General features: G+C 58.8%; 22 protein-coding genes and 1 riboswitch. Of the genes, 13 read left to right on the top strand and 9 right to left on the bottom strand.

All coding sequences use genetic code 11. The annotated features are described in order from the left end of the window. Positions 1 to 41 precede the first annotated feature (41 nt). The 6 genes from I6J19_RS04700 to I6J19_RS04675 all read left to right on the top strand — a co-directional run bounded on the left by I6J19_RS04700 (position 42) and on the right by I6J19_RS04675 (position 5,671). Positions 42 to 1,400, top strand: coding sequence for a 3-oxoacyl-ACP reductase (locus I6J19_RS04700; protein WP_038626500.1), 1,359 nt, complete (start codon positions 42 to 44; stop codon positions 1,398 to 1,400). Positions 1,401 to 1,453: 53 nt separating this feature from the next. Beyond that, complete coding sequence (locus tag I6J19_RS04695) at positions 1,454 to 2,416, top strand: MaoC/PaaZ C-terminal domain-containing protein (RefSeq protein ID WP_038626508.1); 963 nt, start codon at positions 1,454 to 1,456, stop codon at positions 2,414 to 2,416. Positions 2,417 to 2,771: 355 nt separating this feature from the next. After that, entirely contained in the window at positions 2,772 to 3,236 is a 465-nt protein-coding gene (gene nrdI / locus I6J19_RS04690) for a class Ib ribonucleoside-diphosphate reductase assembly flavoprotein NrdI (RefSeq protein ID WP_080971522.1), read from the top strand. Beyond that, entirely contained in the window at positions 3,233 to 4,237 is a 1,005-nt protein-coding gene (gene nrdF / locus I6J19_RS04685; RefSeq protein WP_080971523.1) for a class 1b ribonucleoside-diphosphate reductase subunit beta, read from the top strand. The genes nrdI and nrdF overlap by 4 nt, the downstream gene beginning before the upstream one ends. Positions 4,238 to 4,279: 42 nt before the next feature. After that, positions 4,280 to 4,855 (top strand): NADPH-dependent FMN reductase, encoded by a 576-nt coding sequence (locus I6J19_RS04680; RefSeq protein WP_016421405.1) that lies wholly within the window; start codon positions 4,280 to 4,282, stop codon positions 4,853 to 4,855. Positions 4,856 to 4,975: 120 nt separating this feature from the next. Beyond that, on the top strand, positions 4,976 to 5,671 hold the full coding sequence (locus I6J19_RS04675; RefSeq protein ID WP_038626511.1) for a VOC family protein: 696 nt from the start codon (positions 4,976 to 4,978) through the stop codon (positions 5,669 to 5,671). 2 nt (positions 5,672 to 5,673) lie between these two features. Here the strand turns inward: I6J19_RS04675 and I6J19_RS04670 are convergent, their stop codons facing one another. From I6J19_RS04670 to I6J19_RS04655, 4 genes are all read right to left on the bottom strand, one after another. Further along, on the bottom strand, positions 5,674 to 7,653 hold the full coding sequence (locus I6J19_RS04670) for a vWA domain-containing protein (protein WP_187402503.1): 1,980 nt from the start codon (positions 7,651 to 7,653) through the stop codon (positions 5,674 to 5,676). 462 nt (positions 7,654 to 8,115) lie between these two features. Continuing rightward, entirely contained in the window at positions 8,116 to 9,045 is a 930-nt protein-coding gene (locus I6J19_RS04665; protein WP_038626515.1) for an alpha/beta fold hydrolase, read from the bottom strand. 197 nt (positions 9,046 to 9,242) lie between these two features. Next, positions 9,243 to 10,673 carry an adenylosuccinate lyase gene (gene purB, locus I6J19_RS04660; protein WP_038626517.1) on the bottom strand — a complete coding sequence of 477 codons (1,431 nt, stop codon included), beginning with the start codon at positions 10,671 to 10,673 and terminating at the stop codon, positions 9,243 to 9,245. A 34-nt stretch (positions 10,674 to 10,707) separates the two neighbouring features. Beyond that, a complete protein-coding gene (locus I6J19_RS04655; protein ID WP_038626519.1) occupies positions 10,708 to 11,157 on the bottom strand; it encodes a MarR family winged helix-turn-helix transcriptional regulator in 450 nt (149 codons plus the stop codon). A 259-nt stretch (positions 11,158 to 11,416) separates the two neighbouring features. Between I6J19_RS04655 and I6J19_RS04650 the strand changes: the two genes are divergently transcribed. From I6J19_RS04650 to I6J19_RS04630, 5 genes are all read left to right on the top strand, one after another. Then, positions 11,417 to 12,703 carry an MFS transporter gene (locus tag I6J19_RS04650; RefSeq protein WP_038626521.1) on the top strand — a complete coding sequence of 429 codons (1,287 nt, stop codon included), beginning with the start codon at positions 11,417 to 11,419 and terminating at the stop codon, positions 12,701 to 12,703. A 135-nt stretch (positions 12,704 to 12,838) separates the two neighbouring features. Continuing rightward, positions 12,839 to 13,567, top strand: a complete 729-nt coding sequence (locus I6J19_RS04645) for an amino acid ABC transporter ATP-binding protein (protein ID WP_038626522.1) — start codon at positions 12,839 to 12,841, stop codon at positions 13,565 to 13,567. Between the two features lie 15 nt (positions 13,568 to 13,582). Continuing rightward, the gene (locus I6J19_RS04640) at positions 13,583 to 14,524 is read left to right on the top strand and encodes a glutamate ABC transporter substrate-binding protein (RefSeq protein WP_038626524.1); all 942 of its coding nucleotides are present in this window, start codon (positions 13,583 to 13,585) and stop codon (positions 14,522 to 14,524) included. Positions 14,525 to 14,543: 19 nt separating this feature from the next. Then, on the top strand, positions 14,544 to 15,230 hold the full coding sequence (locus tag I6J19_RS04635) for an amino acid ABC transporter permease (RefSeq protein WP_038626526.1): 687 nt from the start codon (positions 14,544 to 14,546) through the stop codon (positions 15,228 to 15,230). Beyond that, a complete protein-coding gene (locus I6J19_RS04630) occupies positions 15,230 to 16,168 on the top strand; it encodes an amino acid ABC transporter permease (RefSeq protein ID WP_038629155.1) in 939 nt (312 codons plus the stop codon). The genes I6J19_RS04635 and I6J19_RS04630 overlap by 1 nt, the downstream gene beginning before the upstream one ends. 215 nt (positions 16,169 to 16,383) lie before the next feature. On the opposite strand, the gene I6J19_RS04625 is transcribed toward I6J19_RS04630, so the two are convergent. Then, the gene (locus I6J19_RS04625) at positions 16,384 to 18,195 is read right to left on the bottom strand and encodes a BCCT family transporter (protein ID WP_049180880.1); all 1,812 of its coding nucleotides are present in this window, start codon (positions 18,193 to 18,195) and stop codon (positions 16,384 to 16,386) included. Between the two features lie 208 nt (positions 18,196 to 18,403). Here I6J19_RS04625 and I6J19_RS04620 point away from each other — a divergent pair, with 208 nt between their 5' ends. Further along, positions 18,404 to 19,990 carry an alkaline phosphatase D family protein gene (locus I6J19_RS04620; RefSeq protein ID WP_038626528.1) on the top strand — a complete coding sequence of 529 codons (1,587 nt, stop codon included), beginning with the start codon at positions 18,404 to 18,406 and terminating at the stop codon, positions 19,988 to 19,990. 36 nt (positions 19,991 to 20,026) lie between these two features. Here I6J19_RS04620 and I6J19_RS04615 read toward each other — a convergent pair whose 3' ends face one another. From I6J19_RS04615 to thiO, 4 genes are all read right to left on the bottom strand, one after another. Continuing rightward, on the bottom strand, positions 20,027 to 21,229 hold the full coding sequence (locus I6J19_RS04615) for a ThiF family adenylyltransferase (RefSeq protein ID WP_038626531.1): 1,203 nt from the start codon (positions 21,227 to 21,229) through the stop codon (positions 20,027 to 20,029). Beyond that, a complete protein-coding gene (locus I6J19_RS04610; protein WP_049180896.1) occupies positions 21,229 to 22,074 on the bottom strand; it encodes a thiazole synthase in 846 nt (281 codons plus the stop codon). Before I6J19_RS04610 ends, I6J19_RS04615 begins: the two co-directional genes overlap by 1 nt. A gap of 29 nt (positions 22,075 to 22,103) precedes the next feature. Further along, complete coding sequence (thiS, locus tag I6J19_RS04605; protein ID WP_038626535.1) at positions 22,104 to 22,337, bottom strand: sulfur carrier protein ThiS; 234 nt, start codon at positions 22,335 to 22,337, stop codon at positions 22,104 to 22,106. A 13-nt stretch (positions 22,338 to 22,350) separates the two neighbouring features. Then, positions 22,351 to 23,535: a glycine oxidase ThiO gene (gene thiO / locus I6J19_RS04600; RefSeq protein WP_455709006.1), complete on the bottom strand. Its 1,185-nt coding sequence runs from the start codon at positions 23,533 to 23,535 to the stop codon at positions 22,351 to 22,353. Then, positions 23,522 to 23,644: riboswitch (TPP riboswitch) on the bottom strand. (Overlaps the previous gene by 14 nt.) 70 nt (positions 23,645 to 23,714) lie before the next feature. On the opposite strand from thiO, the gene I6J19_RS04595 reads away from it, so the two are divergent. Further along, entirely contained in the window at positions 23,715 to 24,473 is a 759-nt protein-coding gene (locus I6J19_RS04595) for a thiamine phosphate synthase (protein ID WP_038626537.1), read from the top strand. Positions 24,474 to 24,718 lie beyond the last annotated feature (245 nt).

Here is a 24,718-nt window from a genome sequence, read left to right as displayed (position 1 = left end):
ACCACCGATAAAGACACTTTTACTTTCAAGGAGAATTTTCCATGACCGATAAGTACCAGGAACTCGTCAACGGTGGTCCGCTCACTGGACTGGCTAAAGCAGCTGGCCTGCCACAGCCACCGTTCCTGCGCCGCCACAAGCCGGGCGGTCCGCTGCTGAACAACGACAAGGTGCTCGTCACCGGCGAGGGTGCAGATGCAGACGCAGTTGCAGCTCAGCTGACAGAGTGGGGCCTGCAAGTTCGTCGTGGCAACGCCGCTGACGACAAGATTGGTGCCATTGTCCTCGTCGCCACCGAGGCTAAGCGCCCGTCAGAGCTGCAGGGCCCAGTGCTCGCTGCTGCAAAGCACATGCGCAAGCTGGACAAGGGTGGCCGCATCGTCACCGTCTCCCGCGCCAAGGATGCTCACCACAACGCAACTCCGGCCGAGATTGCTGAGAACGCTGTCGCCGGTGGTATCGAGGGCCTGATTCGCTCCCTCGGCCACGAGGTTCGTGGCGGCTCCACCGCTAACGGCATCCTCGTTGCTCCGGGTGTCTCGGTCACCGCCCCGTCCGTGATTTCCTCCCTGCACTTCTTCCTCTCCGGCCGCTCGGCCTTCATCGACGGCCAGTTCCTCCGCGTCTCCTCCGACGCTGGTGAGATCCCAGCTGACTGGGATAAGCCGCTGGCTGGCAAGGTTGCCGCTGTCACCGGTTCCGCCCGTGGTATCGGTGCCGCTATCGCTCGTCAGCTCAAGGCTGACGGCGCAGAGGTCATCGTCATCGACGTTCCGCAGGCTGGCGAGGCGCTGTCCAAGGTTGCCAACGAGCTCGGTGGCCTGGCTCTGCAGCAGGACATCACTGCCGACGACGCCGGCAACGCCATTGCCGATGCTGCTGTGGCCCGCTACGGCCGCCTGGACATCGTCATCCACAACGCAGGTATCACCCGCGACAAGATGTTCGCCAACATGGACGACGCCAAGTGGGGCTCGGTCATCGCCGTCAACATCGAGGCTCAGCTGAAGATGAACGAGCAGCTGCTGAACCACAAGGCCTTCGAGAAGGCTCCGCGTATTGCCACCATGGCTTCCACCTCCGGTATCGCAGGTAACCGCGGTCAGACCAACTACGCCACCTCCAAGGCCGGTGTTATCGCAATGGTCGAGGCTTACGCTGAGGAGTTCGCTAAGCGCGGCGGCAACATCAACGCTGTTGCTCCGGGCTTCATCGAGACCGACATGACCGCTGCTATTCCGTTCGTCAACCGCCAGGTTGCTCGACGCGTGAACTCGCTGCAGCAGGGCGGCCAGCCGGGCGATGTCGCCCAGGCAATCGCCTTCCTGGTCTCCGACCGCGCGCTCGGTGTCAATGGCCACGTCCTGCGCGTCTGTGGTCAGAACATCGTCGGCGCCTAAGCGAAGTCGTGACTTCCGCATAGGCTCCCGATAAGGAGGAAAGAGGAAAACTTATGGCTAAGACCCTGGACGCCATTCCCAATCTGGTTCCGCTCTACGCCAAGGCAGCTGCTGGTTCGGCAAAGAAGCGCCCGAACTCCACCGAAATCAAGGTCGATGAACTAGTGGTCAAGGGTGTCACTGTCGATGCCGACCGCGACCAGGACTTCCGCGACGTCGTTGGCGCCCCGAAGTCTGAGCAAGCGTTCTTCGGCCACATCCACGCCCTAATCATGCCCATTCAGATGGAGCTGATGGCTGGGGACGATTTCCCGCTGCCGATGATGGGCCTGGTCCACACCGAGAACACCTACCGCGAAATCTCGCCTGTCACACTCGGCGGCAAGGTTGATATCGCGGTGAAGGTTGCCGCATTCCGCGCTCACCGCTCGGGCACTGAGGTTGTTCTGGAGTCGACTGTTGCATCGTCCACATCCGGCGCCACCTTGGTCGAGGAGCAATCGGTGTACCTGGCCAAGGGCGTTCGCCTGAAGGACGCCGAGGGCTTCGAAGAGGTCCAGGCACAGCGTGAGGCCATCAAGTCCGGCGCCGAGACCATCAAGCGTGAGCAGTTTAAGGTCCCCTTCCCCACCGCTCAGTGGAAGCTGGCTGGCAACACCGGCCGCAAGTGGGCCAAGGTTTCCGGTGACTGGAACCCGATTCACATCACCTCTGTCTCCGCGAAGGCTCTGGGCATGCCAGCAGCGATTGCACACGGCATGTACACCGCCTCCCGCGCGCTGGCTGAGGCACAGGTTCTGCCGGGTCAGTCGTACGAGTTCCAGATTTCCTTCGGTGCGCCGGTCGTTCTGCCGACCACCATCAATGTCGCACTCACCCACACCGGTGACGGTGCAGGTGCTGCTCACAACCTGACTGAGGGCAGCTCCAACATCGGCCGTGCAGTCAACATTGTCGCGTGGGATCGCAAGAAGAAGCGTCCGCACTTCACCGGAAGTGTTCGTCCGCTGAAGTAGTTGATGCGAAAGCGCTGAAAAACCGCCGCGCTTTGGAAAACCAGTCTCCTCATCGACTGGGCCTTTCCAAAGCGCGGCGGTTTTGTTTCCCTGTTGTGCTTTTGCCCAGGGCACGACTGGAGCCCCCTCCGAGAGACACCGCCTCCTCCCTCTCTCCCCCCCCCGGCCGGCAACCCCGCCACTTTCCCGCCTTGAAGATCAGCTGCTGGGTTTTTCCGCCGTTAATGCAGAGTCGCGGCTTTACTTCGCAATTGCGTGACTAAGCACTTTTCAACCGCATGTAGGCAACGCCTTGTTGACACCCCATTCACTCCTCTATTTTATGTTCAATCCATTGAACATAGGAGGTAATCGAGTGTCTTCATCATCGAAGACGCCGCTGACTTTCACGGAACTCCCACCGGAGGAGTCACCCCGAATCGTGTACTTCTCCAGTGCTTCTGAAAACACTCACCGGTTCGTCCAAAAGCTGGCTCAACCAGCAGCACGCATCCCGTTACATCCGCGAAAAGACGGAATGATTCGCGTTTGCAGCCCATTTGTCCTGATCACACCGACTTATGGTGGCGGATGTCGGCGCCGCGCGGTACCTAAGCAAGTCATCGCTTTTCTCAACGACGAAACCAACAGGAGTTTCATCCGCGGTGTCATCACCTCGGGCAACACAAATTTCGGCACCGACTTTTGCATAGCCGGAGCCATCATTTCTGCAAAATGCCAGGTTCCGGAGCTATACCACTACGAGCTACTGGGGACAGACCACGATGTGGAAAACGTCAAAGAGGGCCTGGAAAAATTCTGGAGGAGCGCTACTTCTTGAACATCTACAGCTATTCAACTACGCCACCGTCTTTTCGAAAGGACCCAGCTGCCCGCCTTCGGCCGATCAACTGGAACCGAGTGCAAGATGACAAAGATCTCGAAGTGTGGAATCGCCTAACAGCAAATTTTTGGCTGCCCGAAAAAGTTCCGCTGTCCAATGACCTTGCAGACTGGCGACGTCTCACCGATCTAGAACGCGAGCTGACCATGAAGGTCTTCACCGGACTGACCATGCTCGACACAGTCCAGGCGTCTGTCGGGGAGATTTCCCAAATTCAAGATGCCCGCACCGAACATGAAGAGGCCGTCTACACGAATATCGCTTTCATGCAAGCAGTGCATGCAAAGTCTTATTCTTCAGTATTTTCTACGCTATCCAATACCCCTGACATCGACGCTGCCTACCAATGGGCAGTCGCCAATGACATCCTGCAGGCTCGGTCAAAAGCTGTGCTCAAACACTATTACGGCGACGTTCCACTCAAGCGAAAGGCGGCAGCAACGCTTCTTTCGTCCTTCTCGCTCTACGCCGGCTTCTACCTCCCGCTGCACTTCGCATCACGTGGCATCCTGACCAATACCGCCGACATGGTGCGCCTGATTCTGCGTGACAAAGCTGTTCACGGCTATTACTCCGGCTACAAATTCCAGCGAGGCGTAGAAACCTACGACACCGCCACGCAAACGCAGATGAAGGCTTTCGTCTTCGAACTTCTCGATGATCTATACCAGCTCGAACTGAGGTACTCCGAAGCCCTATACCAACCACTCGGGCTCTACGACGACGTTGCCAACTTCATTCGATACAACGCCAACAAAGCGCTCATGAACTTGGGATACCCGCAGCGGTTTAACCATGAAGAGACCGCCTTCAAGCCCGAAATTCTCGCCGCCCTCACCCCGGGGTCAGATGAAAACCACGACTTTTTCTCCGGTTCCGGCTCCGCATATGTCATCGGAAAAGCCGAAGACACCGCAGATGAAGACTGGGATTTCTAAATCCACGTCTTTCCCCATACATCCTAAGAAAGGAACATTCGCATGACTGCACAGATTTCTATCCTGGTAGGAAGCTTGCGTCGAGCCTCCTATGCACGAAAGATTGCACTCAAGGCAGCCACGTACTTCCCCGATGACTTCAAAGTCGACATCGTCGAGATTCGTGACCTCCCTCTCTACAACTTCGACTACGACGACCCCGCAGTGTCCGATATTGCGACTCCCGCGGAATACACCAGTTTCCGGGAAACCATTAAAGCCAGCGATGGCATCCTATTTGTCACCCCAGAAAACAACCGCACAATTCCTGCAGCTCTGAAGAATGCCGTTGACATCGGATCTAAGCCCAACGGTGATGTGGCATGGAAGAACCTGCCCGCGGGAATTATCAGCCACTCCGTCGGCCGTATGGGAGGTTATAGCTCTCAGAAGAACTTGCGACTCGCGCTGTCGTACTTCGACATGCCGATGCTCGGTCAGCCAGAGGTCTTCCTGGGACAATCGCCAACACTCATTGACGAACAAGGAGAATTCACGTCGTCAAGCACTGAGGACTTTGTTCGCGACTACATCAACAGATTTGCAGACCTAGTTCGAGAGCAGAGCCCACGCCACTAACTGAAATCCCCTAATCAGCGCAGCGTTACTGGGGATATCGCCGTATGAAGATTCTTCACTGACTAGGATCAAACGCTGCGTTCTCTGCACGGCTAAGCGCTCGTCGTTAGGCTCATTTTCATGACTGTTTCTATCTCGGCCGTGATCGCGCTTAACGACGACCCCCGCGCCGCTGCGCGGTTTTACGCCGAAGGTTTTCACTCCAACATCAAGCCCAACTCCACCACGCTCACCATCGGCGGGATGGACTTCGAACTCATTGAGAACGGGAACCGCCGATTAACCCCCGCTGTGTCTTTTATGGTGCGATTTGCCCCTGGTCAGGAAAACCAGCTACGCAGCCTGTGGGAGCATCTGATGGCGGGTGATGAAACCATCAGCGGTGGTGCTGCACTCATGCCCCTGACCAGCTACGATTTCTCGCCGCTCTTTGGCTGGTTGGTCGACGGCAATGGGGTCAACTGGCAACTGATGATTAATTCCTTAACCAGCGGGGCTGCAAGCACGGACTCTGCCGCAAAGACAGCGAATCCCGCCGTTATTCCCTACTTCATGTGGACAGGCGACGAACCACAGGCTGCCGCCGCCACCGAGGTATACAACCAACTTTTCGGGTCAGAGAATTTCATGACGCTCGACTCGCCGGGCATGCACAATTTCACCTTCGGCGACGGTGTGGCGATGCGTCTCTCCAGCGATTCTGCCGAAGAGGTCGAAAGCGCCTGCCAAGCGCTTGGCCTTACAGGCGCTGAGGTTGCCGAGGGCACGGAAGCCGTCGTCAAGCCTGACCGATTCGGCGTGTACTGGACGCTCTAGCGTTACTTACGGGTCAACGCGATTGTCGCGCCGATGACCAAGACTAGAAGCACTGTCCCCATAGAGAACCACATCATCTTCGAGGAGCCGTCATCCTCGTTTTCTTCGGTGGTCTTCGGATTCTGCTGGCTACTAGTCGGGGTTTCGCTACTTGGCGACTTGTGCGCGACCTGTTCAAAAGCTGGGCCCGGGATCTTCTCGCCGACCAACTCCGTGGTCAGCTGGTAAGTCACCGGGACGTTTTGAACATCCGCGACATCGTGGGATTTACCGGCGCCCCAACTGTTGTTGAAGAAGACAACGATGTACTGGTCACCATCCAGCCACGCTCTTTCAGCCTCGTAATCGCCCGACTTTTCGCCATCTTCGCCGATCCGATTGCGGTAGTTAATCCGGGCCGAGTTACCAAATGTTGTCTCTTCGCCAATCTGGTGTTCATTTACCGGACGGCTTTCCTCGCTACCGGCGAGCTGGCGTGCCGAATTCAGCGTCTTGATATCCAGGCCGGAGATTTGTGCAAGCTTGTCCGCTTCTGGGGCGTCAATGAGTTTGACGGCGCCGCGGAGCTGCTGCCCATACTCGGACTTGATCTTGTACACGTGCGTCTCACCAGGAACAATGTCGGCCGTGACGCTGCTGATGTTGTCGGCAGTAAGTTCCGTGGCGTCATCGAACCACGAACCTGGGGTGACCTTCTTAGCCTGATCTGCTTCCGGCGTCGCGGGCGGAGGGTTCAAGCTCTCCTTGTCGGACGGGAACGCCTCCGGCACATCAGTCAGGTTTTCGTTGGCGAAACGCTTGATGATCACTTCTGCAGGAATGTCCTGACCTTCGAAGGGGCCTCCTTTTCGGGCCACGGAGAACACCATATTGCCCGACTTACAGTCCCCCTCCGCTCCTCCGGGCTGCTTGGTTGTTATCGATGCGAAAAAGGGGCCATTGGAGTCGATGATGCCATTGCCGAAATCATTGGCAAGGAAGCAACTGCTGTCGTCCAAATGCATAGTGAGCGCGAAGTTGCGGATATCTAGGTCCATCAAAGTCGCGCCTGACGACGCTCCCGGCAACGTGGCCGCACTAATTGCAAGCCGCTCTCCCTCAGCGACCGGGACGGAGAAGTACTCAGCACCGTCGCCTTCCTGATTACTGATGCTGCGCTCGGACTCAGGAGTCTTTTCCCGCAGCTTGGTCGAGAACGTTTCCACGTCGGCAGGCACCTGGGTAGCGCTCGTAGGAGCGTCGCCGCCCTGTATCTCTTGCGCGCTGGACTGCGCGGTGCGTGCGGTGCGGGTCGCCAGCGTCTTCATGGACTCAGCCAGCGAATCGGAGTCCTGGGCGTCTAGGTACTCGCCGCCTGTGGCCTCAGCAATGCACTCAAGTTCAGCACGTGCGCCCGCATCAACGAGGAAACCAACTGTGTTGATGACCAGATCAATGCCCTGCTGCTTGAGTTCTTTGGCTACCTCGCACACCGGTGGCGGAGCACAGGTGTCCTCACCATCGGAGACCAACACAATCGAACGTTGCCCTTCTTTCGGCAACTCATCGGCAGCCTGACGCAGCGCAGGCCCCATCGGGGTGTGGCCGGAGGCTTGGATCTTTCCTACTTCAGCAGGAATCTTCGCCGAGTTGCCAGCCTGCACGGGCAGCAGCGTGGTGATGTCCTGACAGCCAGCTTCCCGCTCCTCCGGCGAATTGCCGACTTCCGTGCCGTAGACCATGAACCCAATTTCGGAGTCCTCTGACACAGATCCCGCGAACTTACTCGTCGCGTCCTTCGCTGCCTCCATTCGGGTTTGGCCACCCGCATCGTCGGCAAGCATTGACCCTGAAGCATCCAGGATCACCATGGTTGGCGAGATAGTACTCGCAGTCTCTTGCGCCTGTGCACGCCCTGCTGTGATTCCCGCAAAAGAGCCTACGAGCACCAGCAACATGGAAATGGTGAGCACGACCGCCGAGAGTTGTCTTGTTCTGATCATGTGGTCGGTTCCTTTTCTTCCAGCGTGAAAAGAACGTTACCCGACAAAAGCATCCGCGCAATGGAAACTTATTAGAAGTGCGGTGGCTTTCTAGGGCTCACACAGGCGCTCCACTAGTGGCGCGAACCCCGAGCTAGCGCACACGTTCTTCCAGCACCTCTGGGTTAATAGACAAAAGGTGTGTCTGATTCTCAAGATAATGACTGGGCAGACACCAAAAATTACGGACTCCACACGTGAATACGGGCTGCAAATGTAAAACTGTGCGAGTTTATGACACTTTCAGACCATTTTTCGGGCCATTTCTGACATAAACGCAGTCAGTAACTCAGATCCCCCGCCGTCGCTGACATAAACGCAGTCAGTAACTCGCATTGAGGTAAGTATCGAAGGCCCCCCACCCGCCGACGCGCCGGTCGACACGCCGAGCGGGCACACTTTTCGCCTATTAACCAGCTCCCCTTAGCGGGACTTCAACCACGCCAAAATGTCGGCGTAGACCTCTTCCTTATTCAACTCGTTGAGAATCTCATGGCGACCATCCGGGTAGACCTTAAAGCGCACGTCCTTCTTCCCCGCGTTCAGGTATTTGCCCACGACCTCAGTCACACAGGCAGCGCCACCCGCCGGATCAACGGCACCGGAAACCACGAAAAGTGGCAGATCATCAGGCGCTTTCTCATAGGCTTCAGACGAATTCGCGTAGTGCGTGCCGACGAGAAGGTCACGGAAAAAGGCATTGGTGGGAACGAAACCACACTTGTCGTCCGCAATATAAGCATCGACAATCTTGTGGTCGCGGGTGAGCCAATCAAACTTAGTGCGGCGCTCAAAGCCCTTGTTGTAATCAGCAAAGGTGAGGGTGTTGAGCAGCTTGCCCGGCGCGGTAGGACGAATCTTAGCCAGCAGGTTTGCAACCTTCATTCCCGCATCGCCCTTAGCTCCTGGCCACGACACGGTGCCCATGATAATGACGCCGGTAAGCCCCTCGCCGTACTTGGCGATGTAGTTACGAGTCAGAAGTGACCCCATAGAGTGGCCGAGAATATAGTGCTTGCTGCCTGGGAATTCTGCATCAACGTACTGGCGCACTGCGTGGAGGTCTTCGAGAATTAGATTCCAGCCACCATAGTCAGCGAAGTAGCCCGGGATGCCAGCATCCGTCTTGGTCATACCGTGGCCGCGATGGTCGTGCGCGACGACGGCATAGCCCTGGGATACGAGGTATTCGGCGAATTTAGCGTAGCGGTTGGCGTACTCGACCATGCCGTGGACAATCTGCACCACTCCCTTAGGAGTAATGGGCGCGCCCTTGTCATTTTCTGGGACCCAGCGCAGCACATTCAATGTGGCACCCGGGCGAGAAAGCGAAGTCCTAACAGCCGATGTCACGTCGGGCACCTTTCGCGTAGAGGTTTCGATACTTATCGCTCATCGTACCGAGGAACTTGGCTGCTCACTGGTGGTTTCGCCAACAAACGAAGAAAAACTCTGCCATCAACGTGACAGAGTTTTTCAAAGGTACTTACGTTTGCGCGTTTCGCGTTTCACGTTTCACGTTTCGCGATTCGCGCGTGACGCACGTGAAGCTACAGAATCTCGCCCGGCTTGTAAGCCGCGGCCTCTGGGTACTTGTCCACGACGGTCTGCACACGCGCAACTACGCGGTCAACCTGAGATTCTGCGGCACCGATGAACGCGTGGCGGTCTGCCAGAGCGTCGGCAAGCCCTGCGGCATCCAGCGGGAAGCGCTCATCTGCAGCGAGACGTTCGGTGAGATTCTGCTCGGCGCCCTTTTCGCGCATATCCAATGCGGTGGCGACGGCGTGCTCCTTGATAATCTCGTGAGCTTCCTCGCGGCCCATACCAGCGCGGACAGCTGCCATGAGGATCTTGGTGGAGGCGAGGAACGGTAGGTAGCGCTCCAGCTCACGGTCAATCATGGCCGGGAATGCACCGAACTCGGACAGGACGGTGAGGAAGGTTTCAAACATGCCGTCCATGGCGAAGAAGGCATCCGGCAGCGCAACGCGGCGGACCACGGAGCAGGAAACGTCGCCTTCGTTCCACTGAGTACCGGCGTATTCGGAGAGCATGGTCATGTAGCCACGCAGAATGACCTGGAAACCGTGGACGCGCTCACAGGAGCGGGCATTCATCTTATGCGGCATGGCGGATGAGCCGACCTGGCCTTCCTTGAAGCCCTCGGTGACGGTCTCATTGCCGGCCATCAGGCGGATGGTGGTGGCCAGCGATGCCGGCCCTGCACCGAGCTCGACCAGCGCGGACAGAGCGTCGAAGTCGAGGGTGCGCGGGTAAACCTGTCCGACGGAGTCAAAGACGCGGTCGAAGCCGAGGCCTGCAGCGATTTCGTTTTCCAGGGAGGCCAGTGCGGACTCGTCACCGTCAAGCAGATCCAGCATGTCCTGGGCGGTGCCCATCGGGCCCTTGATGCCGCGCAGCGGGTAGCGGGAGATCAGGTCTTCTACGCGCTCGATACCCAGCAGCATCTCGTCCGCAGCGGAGGCGAAGCGCTTGCCCAGAGTAGTTGCCTGCGCGGCGACGTTGTGGGAACGACCCGCCATGACCAGCGACTGGTACTCCGCGGCCTTCTCGGCGGTGCGAGCAGCAACAGCGACAGCCTTGTCACGCACAACCTTCAACGACTCCAGTACCTGCAGCTGCTCGACGTTTTCAGTCAGGTCACGCGAGGTCATTCCCTTGTGAATGTGCTCGGTGCCAGCCAGTTCACAGAACTCTTCAATGCGGGCCTTCACATCGTGGCGAGTAATACGCTCACGGGCGGCAATGGAGTCGAGGTCAACCTGGTCGATAACCTTCTCATACGCCTCGATAGTGCCCTCCGGAACCTCAATTCCGCGGGCGACCTGGGCCTTCAAAACTGCAATCCAGAGCTTGCGCTCGAGGATGATCTTGTACTCAGGGCTCCACAACTCCGCCAGAGTCGCAGAGGCGTATCGGTTAGCAAGGACGTTTGCAATCTTCTTTTTCTCAGCCACGCCCTCAAGTATTCCATGACCCCGGCATCCGCGGTTATCTAGGCCATGGATGACCACGCATTTCTTCCACGCCTTCGTTGAATTTGCGCATCAATCGCACGAACTCCACGAGCTCCGAGTCCTCCCAATCGTGCGTAATGTCATCGACGGTTTTCTTACGCGCCTCGATTTCCCGGTGCAGCAGCTCTAGCCCCTTGTCGGTCGCGCTATGCACCTTCGCGCTTGACGACGGCGCGGGTCTCTTCGCGATATACCCCTGCCGCATGGCGGCGGCCAGCTGGCGGTGCACCGTAGAAATGTCCAGCCCCAGCGCATCGGAAAGCTCGGCGACTGTCATATCCGGCTGCGCTTCCAGTCGTGCCAGTAGTGCTGCGGCGGAGCGATCCAACAGGATGTCCTTGCGATGTGGTCGGTAGCCACTGGAGCTAACCCGGGATAGCAGCATGTTCTCGTAAACGAGCGCGGCTAGGTCGTCGTTTCGCACGATGGCAGTCAATCCTCTTGTCGCCTATATGTCGGTCCTTTAATGGGCCTGTGAGATGTATCTGTTTGCTGAACAGCTCCTATTCTAGCGCGCCGCGGATGGGGTTAAGACCGAAAAAGCGCGTTTGCATCATACAAACCAATTGTTATAATTCGACCCCTAACTGCATTTTTGCACGATACAAATGCCGGGAAGCAGTTTTGCCACAGCACTAATTCCACGATCGTTTTCAAACGGGAAAAGAGACCGTATTTTCAGCATGACAACGCATACGACCACGCAGAACAGGCGCAGACAGAACGAGCAGGACGAGCAGCACGGGCAAGACAAGCTCTTCTCCCCCGCGTTCATCATCAGCTGGCTGATTAACTTCAGCATGTACCTGGTGTTCTACCTTTCAATCACAGTCATGGCGCTCTACGCCGTCCAGCGCTTCTCCGCCTCAGATGCCGCCGGTGGCTTCGCTGCCAGTTCTTTCGTGGTCGGCGCCACCATCGCGCGTCTCTTTTCCGGCTACTTGGTGGACACCTTCGGTGGTCGCAGAATCATGCTTGGCTCGCTCGCTGTCATCGTGGCAGCCTGTGCCGCCTACATTTGGGCCGCATCCCTGCCGGTCCTGATTGCAATCCGCATCATCCACGGCCTGACCTACGCATTAGCTTCCACCGCCGTGATGGCCGCCGCCCAGACCGCTATTCCGGCTTCGCGCCGCGCAGAGGGAACTGGCTACATCTCGCTCGGCACCACCCTGGCCACCGCGATTGGCCCAGCTCTCGGCCTAGCCCTTATTGGCTCGGTCGGCTACAGCGTCCTCTTTGCCACAGCCCTCGGCCTGTCCATTGTCGGACTGGTGCTGGCACTCGTTCTGCCACAACACAACGGGCCCGCCACTGCGGAAACCAAGGCCGAGGCCACCGAGGATTCGTCGGCAAGCGAGACGAAGCGCACATTTTCCTTCGATGACATCATGACGCCGAGAGTGGTGCCGATTGGCCTGTTCATGCTGCTCATCGGCCTGGCGTATGCGGGCGTGATTACGTTTTTGAACCGATACTCGCAGCTGGGCGGCCTGACTAGGGGCGCCAGCTTCTTCTTCATCGCCTATGCGGTGGCGATGATGGCAGCACGCTTCTCGCTGGGACGCCTACAGGATCGCCGCGGCGACAACCCGGTAATTGCCATCGGCCTGGTGTGCTTCACCATCTCACTGCTTGTTCTGGCTTTCGCAACCGCTGACTGGCACGTCATCGCCGCTGGCGCGCTCTGCGGCCTGGGCTACGGCACGCTGATGCCGGCGTGCCAGACCATCTCCGTGCACCTGGCGCCGGCGCACAAGTTGGGCACGGGTATCTCGACGCTGCTCTTACTTGTCGACGCAGGCATCGGCCTCGGCCCAATCGTGTTGGGCTCGGTAGCTGCCACGATTGGCTTCGACAAGATGTACGCAGGCCTGGCGGCTGTGGTGGTTCTCGCGGCCGTTTTCTACTGGTTCGTACATGGCCGCAAGCCTGTTGCGCAGCGCCATCACGTAAATATTCAGAACTAACTGGTGTGCAGTCACTATTAATTGGCGTGCAGTCACTTTTCACAGGTGAATATCGGACAAGGAACACCGGTAACTGTTATGTGTGGTGCATCACCTATACTTTCCCCCATGACTGAATCATCCACACCACAGAGCATGATTTCGATTGCCGGGGTGAACAAGTACTACGGCGACTACCACGCTTTGCGTGATATCAACCTAGAAATCCCAGCTGGTCAGGTCGTAGTCATCCTCGGCCCCTCCGGCTCCGGTAAGTCCACCCTGTGTCGAACCATCAACCGCCTGGAAACCATCGACAGTGGCGAAATTCGCATCAACGGCAAGCTTCTTCCCGAAGAGGGCAAGGAACTCACCCGCCTGCGCGCTGAGGTTGGCATGGTCTTCCAGCAGTTCAACCTCTTCAGCCACATGACCATTCGGGACAACGTCACGCTGGCCCCGCTGAAGGTCCGCAAGATCTCCAAAGCCGAGGCCCGCGAGCGTGCGGACAAGCTGCTCGCCCGTGTCGGCATTGCGGAACAGGCCGACAAGTACCCGGCACAGCTCTCCGGCGGCCAGCAGCAGCGCGTCGCCATCGCCCGCGCCCTGGCCATGGACCCGAAGGTCATGCTTTTCGACGAGCCCACCTCCGCGCTCGACCCAGAAATGATTAACGAGGTCCTCGATGTCATGACCGACCTGGCCAAGGGCGGCATGACCATGGTCTGCGTCACCCACGAGATGAGCTTCGCCCGCCGCGTGGCCGACCGCATCCTGTTCATGGCCGAGGGGTCCATTGTCGAAGACACCGACCCGGAGACCTTCTTCACCAACCCGCAGAGCGATCGCGCCAAGGACTTCTTGGCCAAGATCGTCGGGCACTAGGCGGGGCTGGTCACCATGAAGCTTTCACTATTACGAGGAGGCCGGGGACTCAGTCGCAACCAGAGCCGCCGAGGCGTCGTCGGCAAGCGAGTTGCAGCGGCTGTCGTAGCTGTTGCCACGACAATGAGCCTCGTGGCTTGCGGTAGCGGCGGGCCCCGAAACCTGCTGGCCGATATCGAGGCCGGGCACGTGACGTTGGGCACGAAGTTTGACCAGCCGGGTCTCGGTGAGCGCACCCCGGATCGCGATTTCGCGGGCGTCGACACAGATGTCTCCCGCTACGTCATCGAGTACATCGCCAACAAGAACGGTTGGAATGTGCCCGAGATGGAGTGGCGCGAGACCCCGTCCGCTCAGCGCGAGACGCTAATTAACAACGGCGAGGTCAACATGATTGCCGCCACCTACTCCATCAACGCTGGCCGCCTGGCTGCCGTCGACTTCGCCGGCCCGTACCTGGTCACGCACCAGGCACTGTTGGTGCGCGGTTCCGAGGGCATCCAGGGGCTTGACGACGTCGCCCCGGGCACTCGCCTGTGTTCTGTTTCCGGTTCCACCCCAGCACAGAAGGTCAAGGACGCTCTGCCGGAGGTGCAGCTGCAGGAGTTCGATACCTACGCCGCATGCGCCGAAGGTGTGAAGCAGGGTGTCGTCGATGCCCTGACCACCGATGCGACCATTCTCGCGGGCTTCGCCCAGCGCTACAAGAAACGCTTCGGCGATGACTTCCGCGTGGTTGAGCTGCGTAACCCCGATGGCTCCTACTGGACCAACGAGTACTACGGCATCGGCCTACCCAAGGGCGATGATGCCAGCCGTGAGGCCATCAACGAGGCGCTGGAGTCGCTGTACGACACCGGTGAACTTCAGAAGATTGTAAAGAAGCACTTGGGCGACAAGTTCGAGCTCGACGAAAAGCCAGCAATCGGCGATTTGTCGTTCGTAGAGAAGAAGTAGGAAGGGGTGCGAGCAAACAATGAATCCAGAACTATGGAGTGAAATGGGGCCGGAACTGCTGCCGGCTTTCTGGGTGACCATCAAACTGACGATTGCCTCGGCAATTGGTTCCCTGATCTTTGGCACGCTTCTCACCGCCATGCGTGTGAGCCCCGTGGGAATCCTGCGTACCCTGTCGACCTGGTACATCAACATCGTCCGCAATACGCCGCTGACGTTGATTGTCCTGCTGGCCTCGATGGGCCTCTACTACAACTTGGGCCTGCTGCTGGCTGCGGAGAATGACTCCTTTATTGTCAAGCAGAACTTCCGCCTGGCGGTGCTGGCTTTTGTTGCCTACACCTCGTGCTTTGTCGCGGAGTCCCTGCGTGCCGGTATTAATACTGTGCCATTCGGGCAGGCCGAAGCCGCCCGCTCCCTGGGGCTAAGCTTCGGCCAGAGCTTCCGCCACATCATCTTCCCGCAGGCATTCCGCGGCGCTATCGTGCCGCTCGGCAATACCCTGATTGCACTGACGAAGAACACCACGATTGCTTCGGTCATCGGTGTGGCTGAAGCGTCGCTGCTGATGAAGACCATGACCGAAAACTACGCCAGCGATATCCTGATTATCTTCGGCATCATCGCTGTCGGCTTTATTATTCTGACTCTGCCGACCGGTCTGTTCTTCGGCTGGGCTGGCAAGCGATGGGCGGTGAAGCGCTAATGGCTACTCGCGCAACAGTTCTTTACGACGCGCCAGGCCCCAAGGCTCAGCGCTTCAACCGAATTCTCACCTGGATCGTGGCCGCAATCACCGTTGCGATCCTCGCCTGGGTGGGAATGAAACTGGCCGACAAGGGCCAGTTCGAGGCCAATAAGTGGTCGTTCTTCCTCGAATCCACAACCTGGACCACATACATACTGCCCGGCCTGGTCAGCACCATTGTCGCGGCTGTCGTCTCTATTATTCTGTCGCTGGTGATTGGCGCTCTCCTGGGCGTCGGCAGGCTGAGCCCAATCGCACCCGTGCGCTGGCTGTGCTCGGTGATTGTCGAGTTTTTCCGCGCCATCCCGGTGCTGGTGCTCATGCTGTTTGCCTACTCGGTGTTCGCCATCTGGCAGCTGTTCCCGTCGAATTACCTCGGCTTTGCCGCTGTTGTGTTTGGTCTGACCATGTACAACGGATCTGTGATTGGCGAGACCCTGCGCTCCGGCATCGAGTCGCTGCCGAAGGGCCAGCGAGAAGCCGCGATTGCGCTGGGTCTCTCCCACCGCCAGACGATGGTCACCATTTTGCTGCCGCAGGCAGTCGCCGCAATGCTGCCGGCGATTATCTCGCAGATGGTCATTGCGCTGAAGGACTCCGCGCTGGGTTACATGATTGGCTACGTCGAGGTTGTCCGCTCTGGTCGCCAGCTTGGCGAGTACTACGGCGCCATGATTCCATCGCTGGTCGTCGTGGCAATCATTCTCATCGCCATCAACTTCGGCCTGGCCAACCTTGCCGAGCGCATCGAAAGCCAGCTCCGCGCCGGCCGCGCTCGACGCAACATCATTGCGAAGGTCCCGCATCAACGCGACGTGGGTGTCACCACTAAGGATGAAACCAATGTCGACTGGCACGCCGAAGGCCACCGAGATCTGCGTGGCACTCACGAGTAAAGCTCGCCGCATTACCCACGCACCCACATTCGCTTTACGACGAACACAGCGACGCCGCCCATGGAAACTACTTTTGGTTTCCGTCGGGCGGCGTTTTCGTAGTTGGCCTCGCCTTCGCTCCTATCGATGAGCTACTCACTGATGGACAGGCTCCGGTGCATCTATAGGTGAATAGCGTGGCCACAAGTGCCGGGCACTACTGCGACCGTGCTCTACTACGACTCAGACTTGGTCCCCGACTCCTCTGGCTCCTCCGATTCCGACTTTTCGCCAGACTCAAACTCACCTTCAACGACCACATCGGACTGAATAACCAGGCGTCCCTCGTCATCGTGGGTGTACTCAAAGCGTGGTAGCTCATTGCCCTCTTCGTCGTAGCCCGGTGCGGGTGCGGCTTCGTGCTTCTCCAACTTCTCTGGAGTGTCGGTCTTGCTCCACTGTCGCGTGACTGGCTTGCGCACGGCCATGTGGTCATCACTCATGCCCTTGACCAGGGAGTACATCATGATGAAGTGGAGGAAGAAGAACGGCACACCAATGACAATCACCGCGGATTGCAGCGCTTCCAGTGCAGTTTCACCAGAAATCAGCAGCAGAGAAGCTGCCACAGCACCGATCATGATGCCCCACAGCACGCGGTAAAAGGTCGGGGCCTTGTTTTCTTCACCGGTGGACATCATGTCCATTACCATCGCAGCGGAGTCGATGGAGGTGACGAAGAAGATCATGATCACAAAGAGCGCAAATACGCTGACAAGCGTTGCCAGCGGGTACTGCTCCAGGAGGATAAAGAGTGCCGGCGAGGGATCTCCGCCTTCGACAACTGGTTTGGTCAGAATACCCGGATTCTCATTTTCCAATTCAAAGCCTGCACGCCCGAAGATGGAGAACCACATAATTGACACGATTGTCGGCAGTGCAATCACACCGGCGATGAACTGACGTACTGTACGGCCACGAGAAATACGGGCGACGAACATGCCCACAAATGGCGACCAGCAGATTGTCCAGGCCCAGTAGAAGACCGTCCAGGCACCCTGCTTCCAATTCGGGTTGACGTCGTAGGAGTCAGTCCAGAACATGACGCGTGGCAACGCATCCAAGTAGACACCTGTCGTGTCGACAGTCTGGCGCAGCAACGTCAAAGTCGGGCCCATCAGCAGCACGAAGACCATCAACCCCATGGCGGCCCAAATATTGGCATTGGACAGCAACTTGATGCCCTTGTCCAAACCACGTGCCACAGAGATCGAGGCAATCACAATAATGATGGCAATCAGAATGAGCTGCACCATCGAGTTTTCCGGGGTACCGATTACACGAGCAGCACCGGAGTTAATCTGCAGCGCACCCATGCCAACCGATACCGCGATACCGACGACCGTACCGATGATGGCAACGGCGTCGATAAGCTTGCCCGGCCATGAGTAGATGCGGGCACCGAGCAGCGGCGCGAAAATCGAGGAGACGCGTGGCGGCAGATGGCGCTTGTAAATGAAGTATCCCAGTGCGAGCCCCGGAAGCGCCATGATGACCCACATGTGAATACCCAGGTGGTAGATGGTAAATGCCATCGCAGTGTTCTGAGCTTCGCGGGTCATCGGCTCTTGACCGAACGGCGGGTTGTAGGCGTGGTTGAGTGGTTCAGCCACACCCCAGAACATCAGCATGGAGCCAGTACCACCGGCGAAGAGCATGCCGAACCACTCAGCGATGCTGTATTCGGGCTCTTCGTCGTCATCGCCAAGCTGAATGCGTCCGTAGCGGGACACGAACAAGCCGATGAGGAAGATAAAGCTCGCAGAAACACCACCGATGAACAGCCAGCCCAGGTTAGATGTAACCCATTCGGAAGCGGCCGAGTAGGCACCCCGAGCTGTGTCCCCCAGCACAACGGTCACTGCCACAAAGAGGACAATGAAACCTATCGCTGTCGTGAAGATCAACGGGTCGGTCGGCAGGTTCTTAAGAAAACCGCCCGACTTCTTTTCTTGCTTGTTTACTTGTGGCGTTGTTGTAGATCCCATTGTCGGGGTCGGCGCCTTTCACTTCTAGATTGTCTGTCTTTAAAAGACAGCTCGGAAGACACATTCCTCCCAAGTCAGTTATCTACGTTACAAAAAGAAGCGGAGCCATTCTCAATAACCGGGTCTTTGTACTGCAATTGCGACTTTTCCCTTCGAGTTCACGCCGGTTTAACCGAACATCAAAGTGGAAAACCTAAAGTTCGACTCCATGCAGCTTTCCCGTCGTAGCGCTCTACGTTTAGGCGCATCCACCGCACTTGCTACTTCAGTCACGCTCGCTCATGCCTCTGGAGCTGCCGCTTCAGTTACACCGGGTTCGCCGTCACTGGCCTCCCCAGGGCTATTGCGTTCTCGGCCACAGCTCACTCACGGCGTTGCAAGTGGCGATATCCGCGGCGACGGCGCATTAATTTGGGCTCGCTCAGACCGCCCCGCCCACATGGTTGTTGAAACTGCCGCGACAGAGAGCTTCCAGAATGCCAAGGTATTCCGCAGCAACTCTCTGTTAACTCCGGACACGGACGGCACCGGACGTCTACGTGTCGTCGGTCTCGAGCCGGGACAGGAAATCTTTTACCGCGTCACGCTCGAAGAGGCAGATACTGGAATCTGCTCTGATCCCGTTATCGGCACCTTCCGTACTGCCCCCAACCGCGCATCCAACATCCGCCTGCACTGGTCCGGCGATGTCGCAGGACAGGGTTGGGGAATTAACGACGAGATCGGTGGCTACACCGGCTTTTCCACCATGCTGGAGCGCAATCCAGACCTATTCATTCACTCAGGCGACACCTGCTACGCCGACGGTCCGCTGGAGGAATCCGTCACGCTTTCCGACGGCACTGTGTGGCACAACCATGTCACTCCGGCCAAATCCAAAGTTGCTGAAACCCTCGAGGATTATCGCGGCCAGTACTCCTACAACCTCATGGACAAGAACTACTTGGCCTTCAATGCGCAGGTTCCGCAGCTGGTCCAGTGGGATGACCACGAAACAGTCAACAACTGGTACCCCAACGAAGTCCTAGACGATGATCGCTATACCGAGCGCGATGTCAACACCCTGGCCAAGCGCGCCTACCAGGCTTTCCATGAGTGGCAGCCACTTGATCAGCAAATGGCTGTTGATGGGCGCGTATACCGCAAGGTTTCCTACGGCCCTTTGCTAGACATCTTCATCCTGGATATGCGCAGCTACAAGGGAGAAAACACTTCCAATAATCCGCGCTCGACAACCGAAGAACCAATCCTTGGCGAAAAGCAGACAAACTGGTTAATCGACTCCCTCAAGGACTCCCGCGCAACGTGGAAGATTGTTGCCAATGACCTACCGCTTGGAATCATCGTCCCCGACGGCGACGATGGTGACCAAGAAAGCGTATCCAATGGTGCCACCGGTGCGCCTGCAGGACGTGAACGTGAAATCGCCCGTCTGCTCAGCGCCATTAAGGATGTTTCAAATATCGTTTGGCTCACCGCCGATGTGCACTACACCGCGGCTCACCACTACAGCCCGGAGCGCGCACAGTTCACTGACTTCGCACCCTTCTGGGAATTCGTCTCCGGTCCTCTCCACGCGGGCGCTTTCGGCCCCAACGAAATGGATCCGACCTTCGGGCCGAAGGTGGAGTACGTCCACGCACCGGGTAAGGACAATGCCAACGCCGACCCCACACAGGATTTCCAACACTTCGGCGAAGTCGATATCGACGGCGACTCACGCGAGATGACTGTCCGTCTGCTCACCACCCGGGGCACCGAATTGTGGTCGACAACGCTGCAGCCGCAGGCGTAGGCAAGCTGTTCAACAGAGCGTGGTGGCAGCTACTAATTAGTGCGTTCCGCCACGCTTCACGACGGTCTCCTGCCCCGCCGCCTGCCAGGCCACAATGCCCCCGTCCAGGTTAATGAGCTCCGGCGTGACACCATCAGCCTCGGTATCGCTGGCCAGCAGCTCAATCGCCTGTTGCGAGCGGGCCCCCGAGTGGCAGTGAATGAGAACTCCCTCTGCCCCAGTTGCGACACCGTCAGCCTGCGCAAGTGCCTCATTCACAGCAGCCCACCCACGGCTGCGAATGTCACCGAGTGGCACAAGCACAGATCCGGCAATGGCGACCTCCGCGTGCTCATCGGGTTCGCGTACATCGATGAGAGGCACTCCCCTGGCAAGAAGCTCGTGCGCCATGTTGGGACCGATGCTGCGCACGCTCTGCGCCGGGTCCTCTTCATCCTCGGACCACGATGCTGCGCACACCTGCGCAATTTCGGTCAGGTCGGAAACGGGTTCGCGCTCCGGGTCGGCTGCAAAGGACAGTGTGCGGGTGGTTGCCTCCAGGGCGTCGATAAGCACGAGCTTGCCAACGCCGACCTTGCCAACACCAGTGAGCACCTTGATTGCTTCGACGACCATCATCGAGCCAATCTGTCCGACCATTGCGCCGAGGACACCACCTGCGGCGCACGACGGTACGGAGCCGGGGTCGGGAATGTCGGGGTAGAGATCGCGAAGCATGGGACCGTGGCCTGGCCAGAAGACGGACAGCTGCCCGGCGAACTGCAGAATCGTGGCCCAGACCAGCGGTGTTCCGGTCAGCTCCGCAGCATCGGAGGACAGGTAGCGCGTGGCGAAATTGTCCGCGCCGTCGAGCACTACATCGTGAGTGGCAAAGAGCTCCTCGGCATTGTCGACGCTCAACCTGCCGACAATTGCGGTCACCGATGCCTCGGAGTCGAGGCGCCGCACGGCATCGGCGGCGGATTCGGCCTTCGGGCGACCAATGTCAGACTCGCGGTGAATGACCTGGCGCTGCAAGTTGGACTCGTCGACTACGTCATCGTCAATAATGGTGATGTGTCCGACCCCTGCACCGGCCAGGTACAACAACGCGGGCGATCCCAGGCCACCAGCGCCGATAACGAGGACGCGGGAAGCTCGCAAAGTTCGCTGCCCCTCGGCGCCAAAGCCCGGCAGTGTTAGATGCCGCGCGTACCGACGCAGGTCACGATCCGATAGATTGACCCCCTGCTCAGCCATTACAGCGAATCCTGCTCGCGTGCGCCGCTGACGCGCTCGGTGATGATTCCCTCAAACGACGAGCTCGCCTGAGCCAGTCGGCGGCGTGGAATGCGACCGGACTCGCGAGCAGTCAGACCCGCCTCAACGCCGAAGCGCATCGCCGTGGCCATTCCCACCGGATCATGCGCACGTGTCACGGCGGATGCCAGCAGCACCGCATCGCAGCCCAGCTCCATTGCCTGCGCTGCCTCGGAGGCGGTGCCGATGCCCGCGTCCAGGATGATGGGCACATTCGCGCGGTCAACAATCAGCTCGATGTTGTGTGGGTTGAGAATTCCCAGGCCAGTGCCAATCGGAGAGCCCGCCGGCATGACCGCCGCACAGCCCAGATCCTCCAGGCGCTTGGCCAGCGCCGGATCGTCATTGGTGTAAGCGAAAACCACGAAGTCGTCAGCCACCAGCTGCTCCGCTGCCGCAACTAGTTCAACTGGATCCGGCAGCAGAGTGTCCTCGTCGGCGATGACCTCGAGCTTCAGCAGGTTGGTCTCCAGCGCCTCGCGGGCCAACTGCGCAGTCAACACCGCGTCACGAGCGGTATAGCACCCCGCGGTATTCGGCAGCGCCGCGATATTGTTGCGCTGCAAAATCTCAAAAACGTTCTGCTTCGTGCCGGGCGTAAAGCGGCGCATCGCCACCGTAGTCAGCTCGGTGCCCGAAGCCACCAGCGCGCGCTCCAGCGTATCCATACTGGTCGCACCGCCAGTTCCCATAATCAGACGGGAGTTCAATTCCAGCCCGCCAATGCGCAGCGGTTCCCGTGTAAGTTCGCTCGTCGACCCGGCTTCGTTTTCCTGTGCGGACATATTTGCCTGTGCGGACTTCTCAGTCATCTCTAGCCTCCCTGAACTGCTGTCACGATGTCGATTGCACCTGCCACGGGCGTGGTCGCCCACTTGGCACGCGGAATCACCGCACCATCCACGGCTACTGCAATCCCCAGGCGGGTACCGTCCGCGGCGGTGCCGTCGTCGTTAAGCGCGTGCCCTGTGTGCTTTGCGACGAGATCTGCGACCATCTCCCCCGCAGCCGGTGTGTAGCCTTCGCCATTGAGTGTTGTGGTGGACATAAGCGAGCCTCCTCTAGTCGCTGAAGCGGAATGGATCGACGGCGGAAAGAAGCGCCGGGTCGTTATCATTTTCTCGACCGGCGACGACATCGGCGGTGAGCTTGGAACCGATAGCCGTAAGCAGAATGCCGTGGCGGAAGTAGCCGGTGGACACGGTCAGTCCTGGAGCCACGCGGCCAATCATGGGGACATCGTCCGGGGAACCCGGCCGGGCGCGGGCGGTCATCTCGTAGATTTCGCAGTCGAGAATGCCGGGCACCAGGCGGTATGCGTCGCGGAGTAGCTGGTGGACTCCTTCGGCGGAGACACCGGTCAGGTCATCTTCACGCGAGGTAGCGCCGAGCACGACGGTGCCGTCAGCACGCGGGACGATATAAACCGGACGCCCCTGAACCACACCGCGAATAGTGCGGGTGACCAGCGGCCGCAGGCGCTCCGGTACACGCAGACGCAGCACATCCCCATAGACCGGGCGCAGTGGCAGATTCAGATTCTCCGGCAGCCCGGTGATATCGGCAGTGTTCAACCCCGCAGCCAGAACGACCTCATCGGCGAGGTAATCATTTCCGTCCGCACCGCCCAGACCGATGGCGCGGTCGGAAGCGTAGATAACCTCTTGCGCGCGGGTGCGGATGACACGGTCTCCCAGGATGGTCAGCAGTGCGTCGGCGAGCAGACGCGGATTGACCTGGTGATCTCCTGGAATATCCACCGCACCAACACAACCCGGCCCCAGTGCCGGCTCGGCCCGGCGCGCTTCGGTGGCGGTAATGCGGTTGATCTCCATACCCATGTCATGCTGCAACTCAACGAGCTCGCTAAGGGTCTGCCGGTCGGCGGCATCACCCGCACAAACAAACGTGGAATTCTCGATGTAGCCGACATCGTGGCCTGATTCCTCAGCGATGGCCTGGGCAAAGTCGCGGTAGAGCTTGCCCGACTCAACCATCAGCGGATACAGCGTCGGCTGATCCCACACGACTTCGGCCACCGGCGCCAGCATGCCAGCTGCGGCGAAAGTTGCGCCGGAAACGGGCTCGGCATCGAGGACGGTCACATCGAATCCCCGGCGAAGTAGTCTCCATGCCGTCGCCAAGCCAATAATGCCCGCACCTGCGATAACAACGCTTGACGACGTATCCCCTGTGCCACCCTCACCTATCGAGGCAGCACCCATAGCGGCAGCATTCACTGCCATTCCTCCCTCCGGCGGCATAACCCGCATCAGGTAAAAGCGGTCGGCGTTATTCGCCCTCTCAGCCAGCGGCATCTCATCGATGCCGAGTACGGCTCCCGCGGAACGTAGTACTCCCCCATCATATGACTTCCCGATGGCCGCCACTACACCGCATCCTCGACCTCGCCTAACATGGGGACATGAACGCCTCATCAGCTGCCACTCGCACAACACGACGCGCCCTGCTTGCCGATGCCCGTCTGTACCTCTGCACCGACTCGCGTGCATCCCGCGGTGATCTGCGCGAATTTCTGCACGCCTGTTACGAAGGCGGCACCGACATCATCCAGCTGCGCGACAAGAAAGTCGACACTCGCGACGAGATTGCCGCCGTGGAGATCCTCGCCGAGGTCGCCGCTGAACACGGCAAGCTCTTCGCCGTCAATGACCGCGCCGACATTGCCGCGCTGACCGGCGCAGACATTCTGCATGTGGGCCAGGAAGACCTCACGACCGAGCAGGCCCGCCAGATCGTTGGCCCCGAGGTTCTCATCGGCCGATCCAACCGAAATCTGGACATGTTCGCCGCCTCACTTGCCGACGATGGCATCGATTACGCGGTAATCGGCCCGGTGTATGCCACCCCGACGAAGCCCGACCGTCAGCCCGTCGGAGTCGAGATGGTTCATGAAGCTGCGGCACTGGTGCGGAGAGTGCGGGCACAGGGATCAGCGGAGTCCCACCAGGATTCCGTGGCCGATATTGTGCGCCCACACGACCGCGGCGCAAGTGACCCCGTCAAGCCATGGTGGGCAATTGGCGGTATCAACGCCGAGACCGCCAATGCGGTTATCGCCGCTGGTGCGGAGCGCATTGTGGTGGTTCGCGCACTGACCGAGGCAGAAAATCCGGAAGAGGCAGCTCGTGCCCTGCGCGCTGCGGTTACGAACGGTCGCTGAGTTTCGTGGGTTAAGTAGCAAAAGTGTGGGTTAATAGGCAAAAAGTGTGTCCGCTCGGCGTGTCGCTGGGTGGGCACCATGTGCTATCTAGCCCTACTTTGCCCCAATGCGAGTTAGTGACTGCGTTTATGACAAAATTGGCCCAAAAATGGCCTGAAAGCGTCATAAACTCGCACAGTTTCACATTTGCAGCCCGTTGAGCTGGGCGTGGACCCCGCCTTTCCACACTGTTGGTCGTTGATTTC

Source organism: Corynebacterium amycolatum (assembly GCF_016889425.1).
Classification (GTDB): Bacteria; Actinomycetota; Actinomycetes; order Mycobacteriales; family Mycobacteriaceae; genus Corynebacterium; species Corynebacterium amycolatum.
This window is presented reverse-complemented; position numbering and strand designations above follow the sequence as displayed.